The sequence below is a fragment of the Pseudomonas sp. S37 genome, assembly GCF_016658545.1.
GTDB lineage: Bacteria > Pseudomonadota > Gammaproteobacteria > Pseudomonadales > Pseudomonadaceae > Aquipseudomonas.
Genome location: NZ_JACVZC010000002.1, coordinates 48681 through 73850, shown reverse-complemented (window position 1 = coordinate 73850; position 25170 = coordinate 48681). Strand labels below are relative to the sequence as shown.

Here is a 25170-nt window from a genome sequence, read left to right as displayed (position 1 = left end):
GGGGATTCTGGATACCAGCAGGGAGCATCCATGGAAAACATCGTCGTCGCCGATAAACAATCCGAAGTCGCCACTCAGAGCGCCTGGGGCAATATCAACCTGAAAGGCCCAGGCGTCGTGCAGATGCCGGTGGCCCCCGACCAAGTGGCCACGGTCACCCAGCGCGGGCAAGACCTGATCATTACCCTGAAGTCCGGTGAAAAAGTCACCGTTGGCAACTTCTTTGCCGTGGACCAGGCCGGGGTCGGCAGCGACATCGTCTTCGTCGGCGAAGACGGCACCCTGTGGCACGCCCAGTACGATGCAGCGGCGTTCACCGGTTTCACTTTCGAAGACGTGGCCTCGCTGGATGAGCTGGTTGCCGGTATCGGTACCGCCGGTAGCGCCATGCCGACCTGGGCCATTGCCGGGCTCAGCCTGCTCGGCGTCGGTGGCGCGGCAGCGGCAGCCAACAACAGCAGTGGCGGCAGCAGCGGTGGCTCGGACCCGGACACTACCGCACCGGCCACGCCGATCGACCTGCTGGTGTCGCCAGATGGCCTGCGCCTGACCGGCCGCGGCGAAGCAGGCGCCACAGTGAATATCCGTGACGCCGCCGGAAACATCATCGGCAGCGGCACCGTGGCGGCCGATGGCAGCTTCGACGTGACGCTGAACCCGCCGCAGGTCAACGGCGAACAACTTGAAGTCACCCTGACCGATGGCGCCGGCAATGTCTCGGCCCCTGGCACTGTCACCGCACCGGACATCGACACCCCCGACACCACCGCCCCTGACCAACCGACCGACCTGGCCCTGGCCAACGGTACAACCCTCACCGGTCGCGGCGAACCGGGCGCTACCGTGCAAGTGCGCGATGCTGCCGGCAACCTGATTGGCAGCGGCGTGGTCAACGCCGACGGCAGCTTCAGCCTTACCCTTGCCCCGGCCCAGGCCAATGGTGAGCACCTGGATATCCGCCAGGTGGATGCCGCCGGCAACAGCTCGGTGCCGCTGGAATTCACGGCCCCGGACATCACCCCGCCCGATGCCGTTACCAATATCCTGGTCGGCCCGGGTGGTACAGCCCTGAGCGGTCGTGGCGAACCGGGCGCTACCGTCGAAGTGCGCGATGCCAACGGCAACGTGATCGGCACTGGCGTGGTGAGTGCCAATGGCACCTTCCTGATCGACCTTGACCCTGCCGTGCAGTCGGGTGAGCACCTGAGCCTGGTGCAAACCGACCCGAGCGGCAACATTTCGCCAGCGACCGAATACGATGTGCCGCTGACCAGCGCTCCGGACAGCCCGAGCAACCTGGCCATCGATGCTGACGGCACCACCCTCACCGGTACTGCGCCAGCCGGCAGCCGCGTGGAAGTGCATGACGCCAACGGCACCTTGATCGGTAGCGGTATTGCCAATGCCGACGGCACCTTCAGCATCGAGCTCGAACCGGCCCAGGCCAACGGCGAGTTGCTGGACGTGGTCGCGATCGACGACAGCGGCGTCTCCTCGCTGCCGGCCCAGATCACAGCCCCGGACATCACCGCCCCTGCCGCACCGACCGACCTGGCTGTCAGCGCCGACGGTACCGTACTTACCGGCCGTGCCGAGCCGGGCAGCACCGTGCGCATTGTCGCAGCCGACGGCACCGAACTGGGTACCGCCGTGGTTGGCCCGACCGGCGTCTTCACCATCGAACTCAGCCCGCCACAAGTCGACGGCGAGGTGTTGCAAGCCACTGCAACCGATGCCGCTGGCAATACCTCTACCGCCAGTTCGGTCACTGCGCCGGATATCGATGGTGGTGACACCACGCCACCCGATGCCCCTGTCGATCTGGTGATCGGGCTGGCCGGCAGCCAGCTCAGTGGCCGCGGTGAGGCCGGTACCACCGTGCAGGTGCGTGACGCCGCCGGCAACATCATTGCCACAGGCACCGTCGGCGCGGATGGCACCTTTGCTGTCACCCTCGACCCTGCTGTAAAAGACGGCAGTACCCTGCAAGTGACCCTGACTGACGCTGCCGGCAACGTGTCGGAGCCAGGTTCGGTCACCTCGGCCGACTTGCTGCCGCCTGCTCAACCCACCGACCTGGCCCTGGCAGACGGCGTGACCTTCACCGGTCGCGGCGAACCGGGCGCTACCGTGCAGGTTCGTGACGCTGCCGGTAACCTGATCGGCTCTGGCGTGGTCAATGAAGACGGCAGCTTCAGCCTGACCTTGTCCCCTGCCCAGGCCAACGGCGAAGCGCTGGACGTGCGCCTGGTCGATGCGGCCGGCAATACCTCGGCACCGCTGCAGTTCGATGCACCAGACATCACCCCGCCTGACGCCGTGAGCAACATTCTCGTCGGCGCCGGTGGCCTGGCCCTGAGTGGCCGCGGTGAACCGGGTGCCACCGTTGAAGTACGTGATGCCGATGGCAATGTGATCGGCACTGGTGTGGTGGGTGCCAATGGCACCTTCCTGATCGACCTCGACCCGGCCGCACAACCAGGCGACCAACTGAGCCTGGTGCAGACCGACCCAAGCGGCAACGCGTCCGTGGCCGTCGAGTACGACGTACCGCTGACCACAGCTCCTGATAGCCCAAGCAATCTGGCCATCGATGCTGACGGCACGACCCTCACCGGTACTGCGCCAGCCGGCAGCCGCGTGGAAGTGCATGATGCCAACGGCATCCTGATCGGCAGCGCCATCGCCAACGCTGACGGCAGCTTCAGCATCGAACTGAACCCACCTCAGGCTAATGGCGAACTGCTGGACGTGGTCGCCATCGATGACGGCGGCGTCTCTTCGCTGCCCGCGCAAATCACCGCCCCGGACATCACCGCGCCTGCCGCACCTACCGACCTGGCCGTCAGCGCTGACGGTACCGTACTGACTGGTCGTGCCGAACCCGGCAGCACCGTGCGTATCGTCGGTGCCGATGGCACTGAGCTTGGCACTGCAGTAGTGGGTGCCACCGGCGTGTTCAGCATTACCCTCAATCCGCCTCAAGTCGACGGCGAGGTACTGCAAGCCACCGCGTCCGATGCCGCCGGTAACACCTCTACCGCCAGCTCGGTCACCGCGCCGGATATCGATGGTGGTGACACCACGCCACCTGATGCCCCTGTCGACCTGGTAATCGGCCTGGCCGGCAGCCAGCTCAGTGGTCGCGGCGAAGCCGGTACCACCGTGCAGGTGCGTGACGCTGCCGGCAATATCATCGCCACCGGCACCGTCGGCGCCGATGGCACCTTTGCTGTCACCCTCGATCCCGCCGTAAAAGATGGCAGTACCCTGCAAGTAACCCTGACTGACGCTGCCGGCAACGTGTCGCAGCCAGGTTCGGTCGCCTCGACCGACCTGCTGCCGCCAGCGCAGCCAACCGAACTGGCTCTGGCCGATGGCGTGACCTTCACCGGTCGCGGCGAACCGGGCGCCACCGTACAAGTACGCGATGCCGCAGGCACCCTGATTGGCACGGGTATCGTCGGCGCCGACGGGCTGTTCAGCCTCACCCTGTCCCCTGCCCAGGCCAACGGCGAAGCACTGGATGTGCGTCTTATCGACGCTGCCGGCAACACCTCGGCCCCACTGCAATTCGATGCACCAGACATCACCCCGCCTGACGCCGTGAGCAACATCGTCGTCGGCGCCGGTGGCCTGGCCCTGAGCGGCCGTGGCGAACCGGGTGCCACCGTGGAAGTGCGTGATGCCGATGGCAATGTGATCGGCACTGGCGTGGTCGGTGCCAATGGCACCTTCCTGATCGACCTCGATCCGGCTGCTCAACCTGGCGACCAGCTTAGCCTGGTGCAGACCGACCCAAGCGGTAACGCCTCCGTGGCCGTCGAGTACGACGTACCGCTGACCACAGCTCCTGATAGCCCAAGCAATCTGGCCATCGATGCCGACGGCACCACCCTGACCGGTACTGCACCAGCTGGCAGCCGCGTGGAAGTGCATGATGCCAACGGCACCCTGATCGGCAGCGCCATCGCCAATGCCGACGGCAGCTTCAGCATTGAACTGAACCCTGCCCAAGCTAACGGCGAACTGCTGGATGTGGTCGCCATCGATGACGGCGGCGTCTCTTCGCTGCCCGCGCAAATCACCGCCCCGGACATCACCGCCCCTGCCGCACCAACCGACCTGGCCGTCAGCGCAGACGGTACCGTACTGACTGGTCGTGCCGAACCCGGCAGCACCGTGCGCATCGTCGGCGCCGATGGCACCGAACTGGGCACTGCCATCGTCGGTGCCACCGGCGTGTTCAGCATTACCCTCAATCCGCCTCAAGTCGACGGTGAGGTACTGCAAGCCACCGCGTCCGACGCCGCCGGCAACACCTCTACCGCCAGTTCGGTCACCGCTCCGGATATCGATGGTGGTGACACCACGCCACCACTGGCACCTACCGACCTGGTCATCGGCCTGGCCGGCAGCCAACTCAGTGGTCGCGGCGAAGCCGGTACCACCGTGCAGGTGCGTGACGCTGCCGGCAACATCATCGCCACCGGCACCGTCGGCGCGGATGGCACCTTTGCTGTCACCCTCGATCCCGCCGTAAAAGACGGCAGCACCCTGCAAGTGACCCTGACTGACGCTGCCGGCAACGTGTCGGAGCCAGGCTCGGTCACCTCGGCTGACTTGCTGCCGCCAGCTCAACCCACCGACCTGGCCCTGGCAGACGGCGTGACCTTCACCGGTCGCGGCGAACCGGGCGCTACCGTGCAGGTGCGTGACGCTGCCGGTAACCTGATCGGTTCTGGCGTGGTCAATGAAGACGGCAGCTTCAGCCTGACCTTGTCCCCTGCCCAGGCCAACGGCGAAGCACTGGACGTGCGCCTGGTCGATGCGGCCGGCAATACTTCGGCACCGCTGCAATTCGACGCACCGGATATCACCCCGCCTGACGCCGTGAGCAACATCGTCGTCGGCGCCGGCGGCCTGGCCCTGAGTGGCCGCGGTGAACCGGGTGCCACCGTTGAAGTGCGTGATGCCAATGGCAATGTGATCGGCACTGGCGTGGTGGGTGCCAATGGCACCTTCCTGATTGACCTCGACCCGGCCGCACAACCAGGCGACCAACTGAGCCTGGTGCAGACCGACCCAAGCGGTAACGCATCTGTTGCCGTCGAGTACGACGTACCGCTGACCACCGCACCCGACAGCCCAAGCAATCTGGCCATCGATGCCGACGGCACCACCCTCACCGGTACTGCACCCGCCGGCAGCCGTGTTGAAGTCCACGACGCCAACGGCACCCTGATCGGCAGCGCCATCGCCAACGCCGATGGCAGCTTCAGCATCGAACTGAATCCTGCGCAGGCCAACGGCGAACTGCTGGACGTGGTTGCCATCGATGACGGCGGCATTTCCTCGCTGCCGGCGCAAATCACCGCCCCGGACATCACCGCCCCTGCCGCGCCAACCGACCTGGCCGTCAGCGCAGACGGTACCGTGCTGACCGGTCGTGCCGAACCCGGCAGCACCGTGCGCATCGTCGGTGCCGATGGCACCGAGCTTGGCACTGCCGTTGTTGGTGCCACCGGTGTATTCAGCATCACCCTCAATCCGCCTCAAGTGGACGGCGAGGTACTGCAAGCCACTGCATCCGATGCCGCCGGCAACACCTCTACCGCCAGCTCGGTCACCGCGCCGGACATCGACGGCGGTGACACCACCCCGCCAGATGCCCCGGTCGATCTGGTGATCGGCCTGGCCGGCAGCCAACTCAGTGGCCGCGGCGAAGCCGGTACTACCGTGCAGGTGCGTGACGCAGCCGGCAATATCATCGCCACTGGCACTGTCGGCGCGGATGGCACTTTTGCTGTCACCCTGGACCCTGCCGTAAAAGACGGCAGTACCCTGCAAGTCACCCTGACCGATGCCGCCGGCAACGTGTCGCAGCCTGGCTCGGTGACTTCGGCCGACCTGCTGCCACCTGAACAACCTACCGAGCTGGCCCTGGCAGACGGCGTGACCTTCACCGGTCGCGGCGAACCTGGCGCTACCGTGCAGGTACGTGATGCCGCCGGTAACCTGATCGGTACCGGCATCGTCGGCGCCGACGGGCTGTTCAGCCTCACCCTGTCCCCAGCCCAGGCTAATGGTGAAGCGCTGGACGTGCGTCTGGTCGACGCTGCCGGCAATACTTCGGCACCGCTGCAGTTCGATGCACCGGATATCACCCCGCCTGACGCCGTGAGCAACATCGTGGTGGGCGCCGGTGGCCTGGCCCTGAGCGGCCGTGGCGAACCCGGTGCGACCGTCGAAGTGCGTGACGCCGATGGCAATGTGATCGGCACTGGCGTGGTCGGTGCTAATGGCACCTTCCTGATCGACCTCGACCCGGCCGCACAACCAGGCGACCAACTGAGCCTGGTGCAAACCGACCCAAGCGGTAACGCATCCGTGGCCGTCGAGTACGACGTACCGCTGACCACCGCACCCGACAGCCCAAGCAATCTGGCCATCGATGCCGACGGCACCACCCTCACCGGTACTGCACCCGCCGGCAGCCGCGTGGAAGTGCATGACACCAACGGTGTCCTGATTGGCAGCGCCATCGCCAACGCCGACGGCAGCTTCAGCATCGAACTGAACCCACCTCAGGCCAATGGCGAATTGCTGGACGTGGTCGCCATCGATGACGGCGGCGTCTCTTCGCTGCCGGCACAAATAACCGCCCCGGACATCACCGCCCCCGCCGCACCCAGCGAGCTGGCGGTCAGCGCTGACGGCAGCGTCATCACCGGCCGTGCCGAACCGGGCAGCACCGTGCGTATCGTCGCGGCCGATGGCACCGAACTGGGCACCGCCGTGGTCGGCCCGACCGGCGTGTTCAGCATTGCCCTCGCCCCACCACAAGTCGACGGTGAGGTGCTGCAAGCCACGGCAACCGATGCCGCTGGCAACACATCGCCCACCAGCGTGGTGACCGCGCCGGATATCGACGGCGTCGATACCACACCACCCGCAGCCCCGACCGATCTGGTCATCGGCCTGGCCGGCCAGCAGTTGAGCGGCCGTGGCGAGCCGGGCACGACCGTGCAGGTGCGCGATGCCGCCGGTAACGTACTGGCCACCGGCACCGTTGCGGCTGATGGCAGCTTCGCCATCAGCCTGGACCCTGCCGTGAACGATGGCAGCACCTTGCAAGTCACCCTCACCGACGCCGCCGGCAATGTATCGCCACCCGGCTCGGTAACCTCACCAGACCTGCTGCCGCCAGCGCAGCCAACCGACCTGGCCTTGGCAGATGGCGTAACATTCACTGGTCGCGGCGAACCGGGTGCCACCGTGCAGGTCCGCGATGCCGCCGGCACAGTCATCGGCACGGGCGTGGTGAATGAAGACGGCACCTTCAGCCTCACGCTCAGCCCTGCCCAGGCCAATGGCGAAGCACTGGACGTACGCGTGGTCGACGCTGCCGGCAATACCTCGGCACCGCTGCAGTTTGATGCACCAGACATCACCCCGCCTGACGCCGTCAGCAACATCGTCGTCGGCGCCGGTGGCCTGGCCCTAAGTGGCCGCGGTGAACCGGGTGCCACCGTGGAAGTGCGTGATGCCGATGGCAATGTGATCGGCACCGGCGTGGTCGGTGCCAACGGCACCTTCCTCATCGACCTCGACCCGGCTGCTCAACCTGGCGACCAGCTGAGCCTGGTGCAGACCGACCCAAGCGGCAACGCTTCGGTTGCCCTGGAATACGACGTTCCGCTGACCACTGCCCCGGACAGCCCAAGCAACCTGCTCATCGATGCCGACGGCACCACCCTGACCGGTACTGCACCAGCCGGCAGCCGCGTGGAAGTGCATGATGCCAACGGCACCCTGATCGGCAGCGCCATCGCCAACGCCGACGGCAGCTTCAGCATCGAACTGAACCCTGCGCAGGCCAACGGCGAACTGCTGGACGTGGTTGCCATCGATGACGGCGGCGTTTCCTCGCTGCCAGCACAAATCACCGCGCCAGACATCACCGCCCCTGCCGCACCAATCGACCTGGCTGTCAGCGCCGACGGTACCGTACTGACTGGTCGTGCCGAACCCGGCAGCACCGTGCGTATCGTCGGTGCCGATGGCACTGAGCTTGGCACTGCGGTAGTGGGTGCCACCGGTGTGTTCAGCATTACCCTCAATCCGCCTCAAGTGGACGGCGAGGTATTGCAAGCCACCGCTTCCGACGCCGCAGGCAATACCTCAACCGCCAGTTCGGTCACTGCGCCGGACATCGACGGCGGCGATACCACGCCACCGGAGGCCCCGACCAACCTGGTCATCGGCCTGGCCGGCAGCCAACTCAGTGGCCGCGGCGAAGTTGGCAGCACCGTGCAGGTGCGCGATGCTGCTGGCAACATCATCGCCAGCGGCACCGTCGGTGCAGATGGCACCTTCGCCGTTACCCTGGACCCTGCCGTGAAAGACGGCAGCACCCTGCAAGTCACCCTTACCGACGCTGCCGGCAACGTTTCGCAGCCAGGCTCGGTCGCCTCGCCAGACTTGCTGCCCCCTGCCCAACCCAGCGAACTGGCCCTGGCCGATGGCGTGACCTTCAGCGGTCGCGGCGAGCCGGGCGCCACCGTGCAGGTGCGCAACGCCGCCGGCACCCTTATCGGTAGTGGCCTGGTCGGCGCCGATGGCCTGTTCAGCATCACCCTCGCCCCGGCGCAGGCCAACGGCGAAGCGCTCGACGTGCGCCTGGTGGATGCCGCCGGCAACAGCTCCGCACCGCTGCAATTCAACGCCCCGGACATCACCCCGCCAGACGCCGTGAGCGACATCCTGGTCGGTGCGGGCGGCACAACCCTGAGTGGCCACGGCGAAGCCGGTGCCTCTGTGGAGGTGCGCGATGCCGATGGCAACCTGCTGGGCCGTGGCGTAGTCACCGCCAACGGCACCTTCCTGATCACCCTCGACCCGGCCGTACAGCCCGGCGACCAACTGACGCTGTTGCAGGTGGACCCAAGCGGCAACGCGTCGGTGGCCGTCGAATACGATGTGCCGCTGACCACCGCCCCCGTCAGCCCGAGCGGGCTGACTATCGATGCCGATGGCACGACCCTCACCGGTACAGCGCCAGCCGGCAGCCGCGTGGAAGTACACGATGCCAGCGGCGCATTGATCGGCAGCGCCACCGCCAATGCCGACGGCAGCTTCAGCATCGAACTCAACCCTGCCCAGGCCAACGGCGAGCTGCTGAATGTAGTGGCCATCGACGCCGATGGCGTTTCCTCCACCCCGACGCAGATCACCGCGCCCGACATCACCGCCCCGGCCGCGCCAAGTGAGCTGGCGGTCAGCGCGGACGGCAGCGTGATAACCGGCCGCGCCGAGCCCGGCAGCACCGTGCGCATCGTTGCCGCCGACGGCAGCGAACTGGGCACTGCCGTGGTCGGCCCGACCGGTGTGTTCAGCATCGACCTGAACCCGCCACAGGTAGACGGTGAAGTGCTGCAAGCCACCGCCACCGATGCCGCTGGCAATACCTCACCGACCAGTGCGGTCACCGCGCCAGACCTCGACGGTGTCGATACCACACCGCCAACAGCGCCTACCGACCTGGTCATCGGCCTGGCCGGCAGCCAACTGAGCGGGCGCGGCGAGCCTGGCGCCAACGTAGAAGTGCGTGATGCGGCGGGCAATGTGCTGGCGACCGGCACCGTAGGTGCAGACGGCAGCTTCGCCATCACCCTGGACCCGGCCGTGAACGACGGCAGTGCCCTGCAAGTCACCCTGACCGACGCCGCCGGCAACGTTTCGCAACCTGGCTCGGTGACCTCGCCAGACCTGCAACCGCCTGCGCAGCCTACCGACCTGGTGCTGCTCAATGGCGTCACCTTCAACGGCCGCGGCGAACCGGGTGCTAGCGTGCAGGTGCGCGATGCCGCCGGTACCGTGATCGGTACCGCCATCGTCGGTGCCGACGGGCTGTTCAGCCTGTCCCTGTCGCCCGCCCAGGCCAACGGCGAGGCGCTGGATGTGCGCCTGGTGGATGCCGCCGGCAACACCTCGGCACCGCTGGAGTTCACCGCCCCTGACATCACCCCACCGACCGCTGTCAGCAACATCGTGGTCGGCGCTGATGGCCTGGCCCTGAGCGGTCGCGGCGAAGCCGGCGCCACCGTCGAAGTACGCGATGCCAATGGCACCGTGATCGGCACGGGTGTGGTCGCGGCCAACGGTACCTTCCTCATCGACCTCGACCCGGCCGTGCAGCCTGGCGAGCAACTGAGCCTGGTGCAGACCGACCCGAGCGGCAATGCCTCCGAGGCACTGCAGTTCGAAGTACCCGCCACCACTGCCCCGGCCAGCCCGAGCGACCTGGTGGTCGCCGAAGACGGCAGCAGCATCAGCGGTACCGCACCAGCCGGTACCCGCGTGGAAGTGCATGACGCCAACGGCACGCTGATTGGCAGTGTCGTAACAGGTGCCGATGGCAGCTTTACCGTCACCCTCGACCCGGCCCAGGCCAATGGCGAACTGCTGGACGTGGTGGCCATCGACGGCAACGGCACCTCGTCGCTGCCAGTACAAGTCACAGCGCCGGACATCACCCCACCGGTTGCCCCAAGCGAGCTGGTCATCAGTGCCGACGGCAGCGTGGTCACCGGCCGCGCCGAAGCGGGCAGCACCGTGCGCGTGCTGGCCGCCGACGGCACCACCGTGCTCGGCACCGTGGTGGTGGGCGCCACCGGCAGCTTCAGCATCACCCTCGACCCGCCACAAGTGAATGGCGAGGTGTTGCAAGTAACCGCCACCGATGCCGCCGGCAATGCCTCCACCGCCGGCAGCGTCACTGCACCGGACATCGACGGTGGCGACACCACGCCACCGGAAGCCCCGACCGGCCTGCTGGTCGGCCAGGCCGGCAGCCAGTTGAGCGGCCGTGGCGAGGCAGGTGCCACCGTTCAGGTACGCGACGGCGCAGGCAATGTGATTGCCAACGGCACCGTCAACCCGGACGGCACCTTCACCCTTACCCTTAACCCGGCCGTCAATGATGGCAGCACCCTGCAAGTCACCCTGACCGACGCCGCCGGTAACGTTTCGCAACCAGGCTCGGTCACCACCCCCGACCTGCAGGCCCCGACCCAGCCAACCGAGCTGGCCCTGGCCGACGGTGTCACCTTTAGCGGCCGTGGCGAACCTGGCGCCACCGTGCAAGTGCGTGATGCCACCGGTACAGTCATCGGCAGCGGCCTGGTCGGTGCTGATGGCCTGTTCAGCATCACCCTGGCGCCTGCCCAGGCCAACGGCGAGGCGCTGGACATCCGTGTGGTCGACGCCGCCGGCAACAGCTCGGCACCGCTGGAGTTCACCGCCCCGGACATCACCCCACCCACCGCCGTCAGCAACATCGTGGTCGGCGCCGATGGCCTGGCCCTGAGCGGTCGCGGCGAAGCCGGCGCCACCGTCGAAGTACGCGATGCCAATGACACCGTAATCGGCACTGGTGTGGTCGCCGCCAACGGCACCTTCCTCATCGACCTCGACCCTGCCGTGCAACCTGGCGAGCAATTGAGCCTGGTGCAGACCGACCCGAGCGGCAATGCCTCCGAGGCACTGCAGTTCGAAGTACCTGCCACCACTGCCCCGGCCAGCCCGAGCGACCTGGTGGTCGCCGAAGACGGCAGCAGCATCAGCGGTACCGCGCCTGCTGGTACCCGCGTGGAAGTGCATGATGCCAATGGCACATTGGTTGGCAGTGTCGTCGCAGGTGCCGATGGCAGCTTTACCGTCACCCTCGACCCGGCCCAGGCCAATGGCGAACTGCTGGACGTGGTGGCCATCGACGGCAACGGCGTTTCGTCGCTGCCAGTGCAAGTCGCCGCGCCAGACATCACCCCGCCGGTTGCGCCAAGCGAGCTGGTAATCAACGGTGACGGCAGCGTGGTCACCGGCCGCGCCGAAGCGGGCAGCACCGTACGCGTGCTGGCCGCCGACGGCACCACCGTGCTCGGCACCGTGGTGGTGGGCGCCACCGGCAGCTTCAGCATCACCCTCGACCCGCCACAAGTGAATGGCGAGGTGTTGCAAGTAACCGCCACCGATGCCGCCGGCAATGCCTCCACCGCCGGCAGCGTCACTGCACCGGACATCGACGGCGGCGACACCACGCCGCCGGAAGCCCCGACCGGCCTGTTGGTAAACGCTGCAGGCAGCCAGCTGAGCGGTCGTGGCGAGGCAGGTGCCACCGTGCAGGTACGCGATGGCGCAGGCAATGTGATTGCCGATGGTTCGGTCAACCCGGACGGCACCTTCACGATCACCCTCAGCCCGGCCATCACCGATGGCAGCGCCCTGCAAGTGACCCTGACCGACGCCGCCGGCAACGTTTCGCAACCTGGCACGGTCAATGCGCCAGACCTGCAGGCCCCGGCACAACCGACCGAACTGGCCCTGGTCGATGGCGTCACCTTCACCGGCCGCGGCGAACCTGGCGCCACCGTGCAGGTACGCGATGCCACTGGCACCGTAATCGGCAGCAGCCTGGTCAACCCGGACGGCACCTTCAGCGTCACCCTGTTCCCCGCCCAGGCCAACGGTGAAGCGCTGGACATCCGTGTAGTGGACGCCGCCGGCAACAGCTCGACACCGCTGGAATTCACCGCGCCTGACACCACGCCGCCAACGCTGGTCAGCAATATCGTGGTCGGCGCCGATGGCTTGGCCCTGAGTGGCCGTGGCGAGGCCGGTGCGACCGTAGAAGTACGTGATGCCAATGGCAACGTCATCGGCACCGGCGTAGTCGAGGCCAACGGTACCTTCCTGATTGACCTCGACCCTGCCGCGCAACCGGGGGCTCAACTGAGCCTGGTGCAGACCGACCCGAGCGGCAACGCTTCCGAGGCCCTGCAGTTTGAAGTCCCGGTCACCACCGCACCGGCCAGCCCGAGCGACCTGGTGGTGGCGGCGGACGGTGCCAACATCACCGGTACAGCCCCGGCCGGCAGCCGTGTAGAAGTACACGATGCCAACGGCACACTGGTAGGTAGCGTGGTGGTTGGCGCCGAAGGCACCTTCACCGTCATCCTCAACCCGGCCCAGGCCAACGGCGAACAGCTGGAAGTGGTGGCCATCGATGGCAGCGGTGCGTCGTCGCTGCCGGTGCAAGTCACTGCACCGGACATCACCGCGCCGGTTGCCCCGAGCGAGCTGGTAATCAATGCCGACGGCAGCGTGGTCACCGGCCGCGCCGAAGTGGGCAGCACCGTGCGCGTACTGGCCGCCGACGGCACCACCGTGCTCGGCAGCGTGGTAGTGGGCGCCACCGGCAGCTTCAGCATCACCCTCGACCCGGCGCAGGTGAACGGTGAGGTGCTGCAAGTCACCGCCACCGACACCGCCGGCAACGCGTCTACCGCCGGCAGCATTACCGCACCGGACATCGACGGCGGCGACACCACGCCACCGGACGCCGCCAGCAACCTGGTCGTCGGCCTGGCCGGCGCCCAGCTCAGCGGCCGCGGCGAAGCCGGTGCCAGCGTGGAAGTGCGCGACGCCCAGGGCAACGTACTGGCCAACGGCACGGTCAACCCGGACGGCACCTTCCAGGTCACCCTCGACCCGGCAGTCAAGGACGGCAGCACCTTGCAAGTGGTGCTGACCGATGCCGCCGGCAATGCCTCTACACCGGCTTCGGTGGTAACCCCGGACCTGCAGGCACCGACCCAGCCGACCGGGCTTGACCTGGCCGACGGCGTGACCCTGACCGGTAGCGGCGAACCGGGTGCCACCGTGCAGGTACGCGATGCCGCGGGCAACCTGATCGGCACCGACGTCGTCAACCAGGACGGCAGCTTCAGCGTCACCCTGTCGCCGGCCCAGGCCAATGGCGAAGTGCTGGACATTCGCCTGGTGGATGCTGCCGGCAATGTCTCCACCCCGCTGCAGTACACCGCGCCGGACATCACCGCGCCTGAGCTGGTCAGCAACATCGTGGTCGGCGCCGATGGCCTGACCCTGAGTGGTCGCGGCGAAGCCGGTGCCACCGTCGAAGTGCGTGACATCACTGGCACGCTGATCGGCAGTGGCGTGGTGACCGCGAACGGCACCTTCGTGCTCGACCTCGACCCGGCCGCGCTGCCGGGCGAACGCCTGAGCCTGGTGCAGACCGACCCAAGCGGCAACACCTCGCTCGCGCTGGAATACGACGTGCCGCTGGTGACCGTACCGGCCAGCCCAAGCGACCTGGTGGTCGCCGAAGACGGTACCAGCATCAGCGGTTCCGCCCCGGCAGGCAGCCGCGTGGAAGTACATGATGCCGATGGCACCCTGGTCGGCAGCATCGTGGTTGGCGCCGAAGGCACCTTCACCGTGGTGCTCACCCCGGCCCAGGCCAATGGCGAACTGCTGGATGTGGTGGCCATCGACAACAACGGCGTTTCGTCGCTGCCGGTGCAGGTCACCGCGCCCGACATCACGCCACCGGTGGCGCCAAGCGAACTGGCCATTGCCCCCGACGGCACCGCGGTCAGCGGCCGTGCCGAACCGGGCAGCACCGTGCGTGTGCTGGCCGCCGATGGCACCACGGTGCTCGGCACCGTGGTAGTGGGCGCCAGCGGTGCCTTCGAAATCACCCTTACCCCTCCGCAAGTGGCGGGCGAGCAGTTGCAAGTCGTTGCCACCGACGAGGCCGGCAATGCCTCGCAAGCCGGCACCATCACCGCACCGATCGTCGACAACGGCGGCGATACCACGCCACCGGAGCCGGCCACCAACCTGGTGATCAGCAACGACGGGCGCACGGTATCTGGCCGCGGCGAAGTCGGCGCGACCGTTGAAGTGCGTAATGACCAGGGCGAAGTGCTGGTAAGCGGCACCGTGCAGGCCGACGGCAGCTTCAACGTGACACTGCCGACCCCGGTGGTGGATGGTTCGTCGCTGCAAGTGACCTTGACCGATGCCGCCGGCAACGTGTCCACCCCAAGCCCGCTGACCGCACCGGACCATGTGGCACCGCTGCAGCCGTCCGGCCTGGCACTGGTCGATGGCGTCAGCCTGACCGGCAACGCCGAGGCAGGTGCCCGGGTAGAGGTTCGCGATGCTTCAGGCAACCTGATCGGCAGCACCCTTGCCGAAGCCGATGGCAGCTTCAGCCTCACCCTCGACCCGGCCCAGGCCAACGGCGAGACCGTGACCGTGCGGGTGACCGATGCGGCAGGCAACACCTCGGTGCCGCTGAGCTACGTAACCCCTGACATCACCCCGCCAGCCATCATCAGCAACGTGGTGCTGGGTGCCGGCAGCCTGGTCGTCTCCGGCCGCGGCGAAGCCGGTGCCACAGTGGAAATCCGTGATGCCAATGGCACTGTGATCGGCAGTGGCGTGGTGGCGGCCAATGGCACCTTCCTGATCGACCTCGACACCCCGGTTGCGGCTGGCGACGCCATAGCGCTGCAGCAGACCGATGCCGCCGGCAACCCGTCGGTTACCCTCACGGTCATCGTACCGGCCGTTGCCGTGCCGGAAAGCCCGGCTGGCGTGGTCGTGGCTGCCGATGGCAGTTCGGTCAGTGGCACGGCCCCGGTGGGCAGCCTGGTGGAAGTGCGTGATGCACAAGGCAATGTGGTAGGCAGCGTGCAGGTCGGCAACGACGGCACCTTCACCCTCCCGCTCACACCTGCCCAGGCCAACGGCGAACTGCTGGATGTTGTGGCGATCGACGCCGATGGCAACAGCTCGCTGCCAACCCAGGTCAACGCACCGGACATCACCCCGCCCAACGAGGCCAGCGAGCTGCAACTGAGCAACGATGGCAGCGTGCTGACCGGCCGCGGCGAACCAGGCACCACCGTGCAGGTGGTCGATGCCCAGGGCAACGTGCTGGGCAATGCCCAGGTCGGTGCCGACGGCGTGATCAGCGTGGTCCTCAACCCACCGCAAACCGACGGCCAGGAGCTGGACGTGGTACTGCGTGACGCGGCGGGCAACAGCTCGACTGCCACCATCATCGCGCCAGACCTGGACGGCCCGCTGCAACCTTCGGGGCTGGCCATCGACACGGCAGGCATCCACCTGACCGGCCAGGGCCAGAGCGGCTCGACCATTACCGTGCGCGATGCCGACGGCAACGTGCTGGGTACGGCCACCGTGGGCGGCGACGGCCGCTTCGACGTGACCCTCAACGCGCCACAGCGCAACGGTGAAAGCCTGACCGTGGATGCCACCGACAGCCAGGGCAACAGCGCCGGGCCGGTGGACTTCACCGCGCCAGACCACACCCCGCCGCAAGCAGTGACCAGCCCGGCCATCGACGGCGACGGCATCACCGTCACCGGCAACGGCGAACCGGGTGCCACCGTGACCGTGCGCGGGCCGGACGGCAGCGTACTGGGCAGCGTGGTGGTCGGCGCCGAGGGTGCGTTTGAAATCACTCTCGATACACCTCAGACCAACGGCCAGGCACTGACCGTCGAGCAACGCGACCCAAGCGGCAACCTGTCGGCAGCAGTCGACCTGGCGGCACCGGATACCCAGGCGCCTGATACCCCGACCGGCCTGACCCTCGCCGGTGACGGCGCCAGCCTGAGCGGTAGCGGCGAGCCGGGTGCGCAAGTGACCGTCACCGGCACGGGTGGCACCGTGCTGGGTACTGCCACCGTACAACCCGATGGCACCTTCCAGGTCGCCATCGACCCGCCGCAACTCAATGGCCAGACCTTGGCCGTCACCCAGGCGGACGCTACCGGCAACACCTCCACTGCCGGCAGCGTAACCGCACCGGACCTTGAGGCGCCGGTACCGGCACAGGGCCTGGGCATCAACGACACCGGCACGGCGCTCACCGGCCAGGCGGAACCGGGCAGCACGGTTGAAGTGCGCAACGGCGCCGGCGACCTGCTGGGCTCGGCGGTGGTGGAAGAGGACGGCAGCTTCAGCGTGCCGCTCGCCCCTGCACAAACCAACGGCGAAACCGTGTCGGTGGTGGTGATCGACGCTGGCGGCAACACGTCGCCGTCCACCGCCTTCACCGCCGACGACACCACCGCACCCGACGCGCCGGCCGGCCTCACCATTACCCCGGGCGGCAACGCCATCCAGGGTACGGGTGAAGCAGGCAGCACCGTCGAGGTACGCAACGCCGCCGGCGACTTGCTCGGCAGCGTGGTGGTGCCGGCTGGCGGCAGCTTCACCGTGCCGATTGCCCCGGCGCAGCTGGACGGCCAGGCACTGCAAGTGACCTTGAGCGATGCGGCGGGCAACCAATCGGGCAGCACCCCGATCACTGCACCGGACATCACCCCGCCGGCACTGCCAACCGAAGTGGCAGTCAGCGAGGACGGCACCACCGTCAGCGGCAACGCGCCGGGTGCAGAAACCGTGACCGTGCGCGACGGCGCAGGCGTGGAAACCACGGTGCCGGTCAACCCCGACGGCAGCTTCAGCGTGACCTTGCCAACCCCGCAGAACAATGGCGAAACCGTGACCGTGACCGTCACCGACCCGGCTGGCAACAGCTCGGCACCGGTTACCGCCACCGCCCCGGACACCACCGACCCGGAACCTGCCACCGGCGTGACCGTGAGCCCGGATGGCAGTACCGTCGGCGGTACCGCCGAGCCGGGTAGCACCGTGGTCATCCGCGACCCGGTCACCGGCGACGAACGCGGCACCACTACTGCAGGCCCCGACGGTACCTTCGTGATACCGGTCAACCCGCCGTTGACCGCGGACGATGAAGTCAGCGTGGTGGTCATCGACCCTGCCGGCAACGAGTCCGACGGCGTTACCCTGACCGGCCCGACCGGCACCGAAGCGGCAACGCCTGCGGGCCTGGCCATCAGCGCCGACGGCTTCGTGCTGACCGGCACCGGCACCGCCGGCTCGCTGATCACCGTGACCTCCGGCGGTACCACGCTGGGCACCGCGACGGTAGGCAGCGATGGCACCTTCCGGGTGTTCTTCGGCAACGCCCAACTCAACGCACAAACGTTGCAGGTCAGCGCACGGATCGGCGCCGACGGCCAGCCATCGGTGCCTGCCACCGTGGTCGCCAACGACACCACTGCACCTGACGCGCCGAGCGCCACCATCGACCGTACCGGCAGCACGCTGACCGGCCAGGGCGAAGTAGGCGCAACCGTGCGGGTCACCGACGCCCAGGGCACGCTGCTCGGCAGTGCCGTGGTTGGCAGCAATGGCTTGTACAGCGTCAACCTCTCGCCGGCTGCGGCCAACGGCCAGAACCTGATCGTCACCCAGGCTGACGCCGCCGGTAATACCTCGTTGGCCGCCAGCGTGCAGGCACCCGACCTGCAGGCACCACTGGCCGCCAGCAACCTCAGCCTCAACGGTGCGGCCACCGTGCTCAGCGGCCAGGGCGAAGCCGGCGCCAGCGTCACCGTACGCGATGCCAGTGGCGCCATCCTGGCCACCGGCACGGTCAACCAGAGCGGCCAGTTCCAGATCACCCTGCCTAGCGCGCAGGTCACCGGCAGCCCGCTGCAGGTCACCCTCAGCGACGCGGCCGGCAACGTTTCCGGCCCGGCCAGCCTGGCCACGCCAGACCGCACACCACCCGCGGCTGTCAGCAACCCGGTATTGAGCCAGGACGGCCGACAGTTGTCCGGTAGCGGCGAAGTGGGTGCCACCGTCCAGGTGCGCAATGGATCGGGTGCTGTACTGGGCACGGCAACAGTGGGTGCAGATGGTCGCTTCACGGTGACCTTCGACACGCCACAAGTCAGCGGCCAGGCCATCGGCGTGACGCAAGTGGATGCCGCCGGCAATACCTCGCCAGCGATCAACGTGGCGACCCCGGACCTGACCCCGCCAGCACCGTTGACCAACGTGGTGCTGAACAACAACGGCCTGACCCTGACCGGCCTCGGTGAAGCCGGTGCCAGCGTGACAGTGCGCGGCCCGGACGGCACCATCATCGGCACCGGCCTGGTGGCGGCCAATGGCAGCTTCAGCCTCACCTTGACCACGGTGCAGCTCAACGCACAGCAACTGGGCGTGACCCAGACCGACGCGGGCAACAACACCTCCGCTTCCGTGGCGGTGACCGCACCGGACTTCACGCCACCGGCAGCGCCGACTGCACTGACCCTTTCGGCTACCGGGCTGCAACTGACCGGTAACGCCGAAGCCGGCAGCACCGTGACCGTGCGCGATGCCAGCGGCAACGTGCTGGGTACGGTGGTGGCCAGCAGCAACGGCACCTTCCAGGTCACCCTGGGCAGTGCCCAGACCAACGGCCAGACCTTGCAGGTAACCGCCACCGATGCGGCGGGCAACGTGTCGCAGGCTGCGCCTTACACCGCAGCCGATACCACGCCGCCAGCCGCGGTCAGCAACCTGGCGGTGTCCGCCGACGGCGCTACGCTGACCGGCCTGGGTGAAGCCGCAGCCACGGTCACCGTGCGTGCGCCGGACGGTACCGTGCTGGGCACCACCACCGTCGCTGCCGATGGCAGCTTCAGCGTGACCTTGTCGCCTGCAGCGTTCACCGGTGAAAACCTCAGCGTGGTGCAGGCCGATGCCGCACAGAACGCCTCGCCTGCGCAAAGCGTTACCGCGCCGGGCGTGCTGGCGCCAGCCACGCCAGACAACCTGGTGCTGGCCGCCGACGGCTTGTCGGTAACCGGTACTGCCACAGCGGGTAGCACGGTCAACGTGTACGGCCCGAACGGCGTATTGCTGGGCAGCAGCCCGGTGGCCAACGACGGCACCTTCACCGTCAACCTGGGCAATGCCCAGGCCAACGGTGAAGTGCTGCATGTAAGCGCGACCGGCAGCGATGGCACCGTATCGCTGCCGGCCACCTTGCAGGCGCCGGACACCACCGCGCCACAACCGCTGACCAACCTGGTGCTGTCCAGCGACGGCCTGGTCCTTACCGGCCGCGGCGAGCCTGGCGCCACCGTCACCGTGATCGGTGAAGGCGGTATCGACCTGGGTACCGCCCTGGTCGATGCCAACGGCAACTTCAGCGCCAACCTGAGTGCCGCGCAAATCAACGGCGAACAGCTCAGCGCCAGCCAGGCCGATGCGACCGGCAACGAGTCCAACAGCGTCAGCCTCACTGCGCCAGACCGCGTGGCGCCAGATGCGGCTGAGAACCTGGCATTCGCCGGGGGTGGCAGCCTGCTCAACGGTAGCGGCGAAGCCGGTGCCAACGTCTGGGTAATGGCCGCCGATGGCAGCGCGCTGGGCAGCGGCGTAGTCCGCGCCGACGGCACATTCCAGGTGAACCTCAATGCACCGCAGGCCAACGGCCAGCAGGTGCATGTGATACTGACCGATGCGGCCGGCAACCAGTCTGCTTCCAGCGCCATCACTGCGCCAGACACCACGCCACCGGTGGCGCCGAGCGAACTGGCGGTTTCCGGGGATGGCGTCACCCTCACCGGCCGCGGCGAAGTCGGCGCCCTGGTGACCGTGACCGACCCGAGCGGTGCAGAAATCGGCAGCGCCACTGTCGATGCCAGCGGCCACTTCACCATCACCCTCAACCCTGCCTTGGGCAACGCCGAACTGCTCAGCTTCACCCAGGCCGATGCCGCCGGCAACGTGTCGGCAGTGGCTACCCTGCTGACCCCGGACTTCACCCCGCCAGCCCCGCTGACGCAAGTGGTGATCAACGCCGACGGCAGCGTGGTCAGCGGCCTGGGCGAGGCCGGTGCAACCGTGATCGTCAGCAACGCTGCAGGTGTGGTACTGGGCACGGGTACCGTGCTGGCCGATGGCAGCTTCCGCGTCGAACTTACCCCTGCGCAAATCGACAACCAGGTGCTGTCGGTGCTGCAGGCCGACCCACCCGGCAACGTCAGCGAGCCGGTCACCGTACTGGCACCGGACCACACGCCACCGGCTGCGGCAACCGGGCTGCAGCTCAATGCGGCGGGCGATGTACTGGCCGGTACCGGCGAAGCGGGAACCACCGTGCGTGTGTACGTCGGTACCACTGAAATCGGCACCGCCACAGTCGCCGCAAACGGCACCTTCACGGTCAACCTGGACGCAGCCCAGCTCAACGGCCAGGTGTTGCAGGTAACCCTGACCGACGGCAGCAACAACGTGTCGCCGATCAGCTCGGTCACGGCGGTGGACATCACGCCACCGGCAACCGTGATTGCCACCATCAACGACAGCGGCACCCAGCTGATCGGTACCGCCGAGGCCGGCACTCGGGTCACCGTGATCAACAACAATGGCGACCTGCTGGGCCAGGTGACGGTCGACCCGGACGGCACCTTTGTCGTCGACCTGAGCAGCCCGCAGATCAACGGCCAGCAACTGACCCTGATCGCCCAGGACACCACCGGCAACCCATCGTCGCCATTGCTGGTGACCGCGCCAGACCTGACGCCACCGGTGCAGCCGAGCAACCTGCTGCTGCTTGGCAATGGCACGTCGATGACCGGTACCGCCGAAGCCGGCAGCTTCATCACCGTGCGCGGTCCGGACAACGCCATCGTGGGCCAGGTGCAAGTCGGTGCAGACGGCCAGTTCACCGTGCCGATCAGCCCGGCGCAGAACAACGGCCAGCTGCTCAGCGTGGTGTCCGCAGACGCGGCCGGGAACGTTTCGGTGCCTGCGCCTTACCAGACCGCCGACACCTCGCCGCCCGCCGTGGTCACCAACCTGGCGATCAACAACACCTTCAACGTGCTGACCGGCAAGGGCGAGGCCAATGCTTCGGTCACCGTCAGCCTCGCAGGTACGGTGATCGGTACCGGCACGGTGGATGCCGCCGGCAACTTCCAGATCACCCTTTCGCCGGCAGCAGGTTCTCTGGCAACCCTGGCAATCACGCAGTCCGACGGGTTCAACACGTCAGCAGTGGCGACCTATATCACCCCACTGATCGCACCGCCGGTACCACCGACCAACGTGATTCTGGGCAGCGACGGCCTTACCCTGTCGGGTAATGCGCCAAGCGGCGTCGGCATCCGCGTCTACGACGCTGCCGGCAACCTGATCGGCACCGGTGGCGCGACGCTGAACGGCACCTTCACGCTCACGCTCAGCGCAGCGCAGCTCAACGGCCAGCACCTCTCGGTAACCGCCGTGGCGCTGGTGGGTGGCGAATCGCAACCGACCTTCGTGCAGGCAGCCGACATCACCCCACCGGCCAACCCGGTGGTGACCAGCCTGTCGGCCAACGGCCTGGTGCTGAGCGGTACCGGCGAGGCCGGGGCCACGGTGACCGTGCGCGATGCCGGTGGCAACGTGCTGGGCAGTGGCCTGGTGAATGCCGGTGGCGTGTTCACCGTCAACCTCAACGCCGCACAGCTCAATGGCCAGGTACTGGGGGTGAGCCAGGCCGATGCCGCGGGCAACAACTCCGGCAGCACCAGCTACACCGCCGCCGACCTGCAGCCACCTGCGGTACCGACCAACGTCACCATCAACGGCACGGGCACCGTGCTGACCGGTAATGGTGAAGCCGGCGCCACCGTCACCGTGCAGGGCCCGAACGGCCAGGTCGGTAGCGGTGTGGTGCAGGCTGACGGCACCTTCAGCATCACCTTGACCTCGCCACAGAACGACGGCCAACTGCTGGTGGTGCGCCAGGCCGATGCGGCCGGCAACCTGTCTGCCAGCACCAGCCTGACCGCGCCAGACACCACCCCGCCAGCCGCACCGCTGGCCACCATCAACGCCAACGGCACCTCGGTCAGCGGTTCTGGCCAGATCGGCAGCACGGTCACCGTGCGCAACAGTGCCGGTACCGTGCTGGGTACCGCGACGGTGGGCAGCAACGGCCTGTTCGTGGTCAGCCTGACCGCCGCGCAGATCGACAACCAGGCGCTCAGCGTCACCCTCACCGACAGCGCCGGTAACGTGTCCACCGGTACAACACTGACCGCACCGGACCTGACCCCGCCTGCCGCGGCCGGCAACCTGGTGTTCAGTGCCGACGGCGGTACCCTGACCGGTACCGGCGAAGCAGGTGCCACCGTGACGGTGCGCAGCGCCAGCGGTACCGTGCTGCAAACCGCAACGGTGCAGCCGAACGGCACCTTCACCGTCACCCTGAGCCCGCCTCAGGACAACGGCCAGATCCTGTCGGTGACGCTTGCCGACCCGCGCGGCAACGTGTCGGGCAACGTCAACGTCACCGCGCCGGATGTAGATGCCAACGCGCCGGTCATCGCCAGCGACAACCTGGCCACGGCCACGGTCAACCTGGCACCGGTCACTGCCAGCAAAACCTATACCGACAGCTTCACCACACTGTTGTCGGGCTTCAGCAAGACCTACACCTGGACAGTGGCAGCCGGCACCACGGCCGACCCGACCCTGACGCTGACCACCAACAGCGTGCTGGCCCTGCTGAACAACACCAGCTTCGTCCTGCAGGTGAAAGACGCCAGCGGCGCCTGGGTCACCATCGCCAACGGCAACACCCAGGGGCTGCTTGACCTGATCGTGCTGCCAATCGGCCTGCAGGTGGACATCGGCGTGCTGCAAGCCGGTGACTATCGCCTGACCGTGGGCAGTGGCGGGATCGGCCTGATCACCAACGTGACCACCACGCTGGACATCACCTCCAGCAGCCTGACCCAGTTCACCGGTACCGGCACCGCCACCTCGGGCAACGTCATCACCGATGTGGGCACCGATGGCACCGTGGATGCCCGTGGTCCGGACAGCGGCGCCGTGCTGCAAGTGCTGAAAAACGGCAGCTACGTTGCCGCCGGCACCGCCACCACGGTGCAGGGCCAGTACGGCACTCTGGTGATCCATGCAGACGGCAGCTACACCTACACGCCGAACGGCAGCCCGAGCAGTGTCGGCAAGGTCGATGTGTTCAGCTACCAGCTGGTGCACCCGAACGGCGCGTCCGACACCGCCAACCTGTACGTGCGCATCGACAGCCCGCAGGCCAACGAAGTGTGGAGCAACATCAACTACGGCGCGCCGGCGACAGTGGTCGACGCCGTCAACGATGTCGGCTTCAGCCACCTCACCCTGGCCAACCGTGTGGATACCAGCAGCAGTACGCTGGGCTCGCTGACCCTGCCATTGATCGGCAGCCGCCAGGCCACCTACACCACCACGGTGGCGGCCGATACCACGGCCAACCTGCAGGTGGTGGTCAACTCCACCAACCTGCTGAGCCTGCTCAACGGCACCACCATCGAGCTGCTCAAGCTCAACCCGACCACCGGCCAGTACGTGCTGGTGCAAACGGTAAACGGTGGCTCGCTGATCAGCCTGCTCGGTGGCGGCGCGGGGTATACCTTCCAGAACCAGGGGGCCGGTACCTATCACGTACGTGTCACCGCCGGTGGCATTGGCCTGGCCAGCTCGATCACCACCAGCCTCAATGCCACCACCACGCACCTGACCGAGTTTGTGGTCAGTGGCGCGACGGCGGCGACCGGCAACCTGCTGGCCGACGACAACGTGGGCTCGGCACTGACCGTGCTGAGCGTGCTGACCGCGGCCAACACCTACACCATCCCGGGCTACAACGGGGTGACCGTGGCAGGCACCTACGGCAACCTGCTGGTGCACGCCGACGGCAGCTACACCTACACCCTCAAATCGGGCCTCACCTCGGCGGCGGTCGGCCAGCACGACACCTTCACCTACGAGCTGACCCACCCTAACGGCACCACCGACACGGCAACGCTGACCATCAACCTGGACAACGCTGCCGGCCTTACCACCTTCACGTCGCTGGTGGCTGACAGCGGTGACGAGGCGGTAGCACTGGCCAGCGTGGCCGCCGCCAGCGACGTCATCGCCGGCACCGACGGCAACGACCACCTGGTGGGCAGCCAGGGCGGGCACATCAGCCTGGAAGGTGGCGCGGGCGACGATACCCTGGTGATCGTCGACCAGAACTTCGCCAGCGTCGACGGTGGTACCGGCACCGACACCCTGCAATGGGGTGGCGGCGATGCCAGCATCGACCTGGGCAACCTGGTCGGTCGTGTACACGACATCGAAATCATCGACCTCAACGACACCAGTTCGGTGGCGCTGACCCTGAACCTGGCCGACGTGGTGGCCATTACCGAAACCGGCAACAACACACTGATCATCAAGGGGGACGAAAACGACTCGGTGCACATGACAGACAACTGGAGCCTGGTCGGGAACCAAACTGCCGACGGGATCGACTATAACCAATATACGGCGCAGGAGGATCCGAGCCACCAGCTCTGGGTGCAGAACGGTATCCACGTTGTCTGAGGCCGCTGCAAACCCGCCGGGCAAACG

At 67.4% G+C, this 25170-nt stretch carries 1 protein-coding gene; it reads left to right on the top strand.

Annotated elements, in window-relative coordinates; genetic code table 11:
- Positions 1–30: 30 nt before the first annotated feature.
- On the top strand, positions 31–25143 hold the full coding sequence (locus tag IAE39_RS01005; protein ID WP_201198552.1) for a BapA/Bap/LapF family large adhesin: 25113 nt from the start codon (positions 31–33) through the stop codon (positions 25141–25143).
- Positions 25144–25170 lie beyond the last annotated feature (27 nt).

What these genes read in the sequence shown, in the direction of transcription:
- IAE39_RS01005 (WP_201198552.1), top strand. Translation starts at nt 31, where the DNA reads ATGGAAAACATCGTCGTCGCCGATAAACAATCCGAAGTCGCCACTCAG.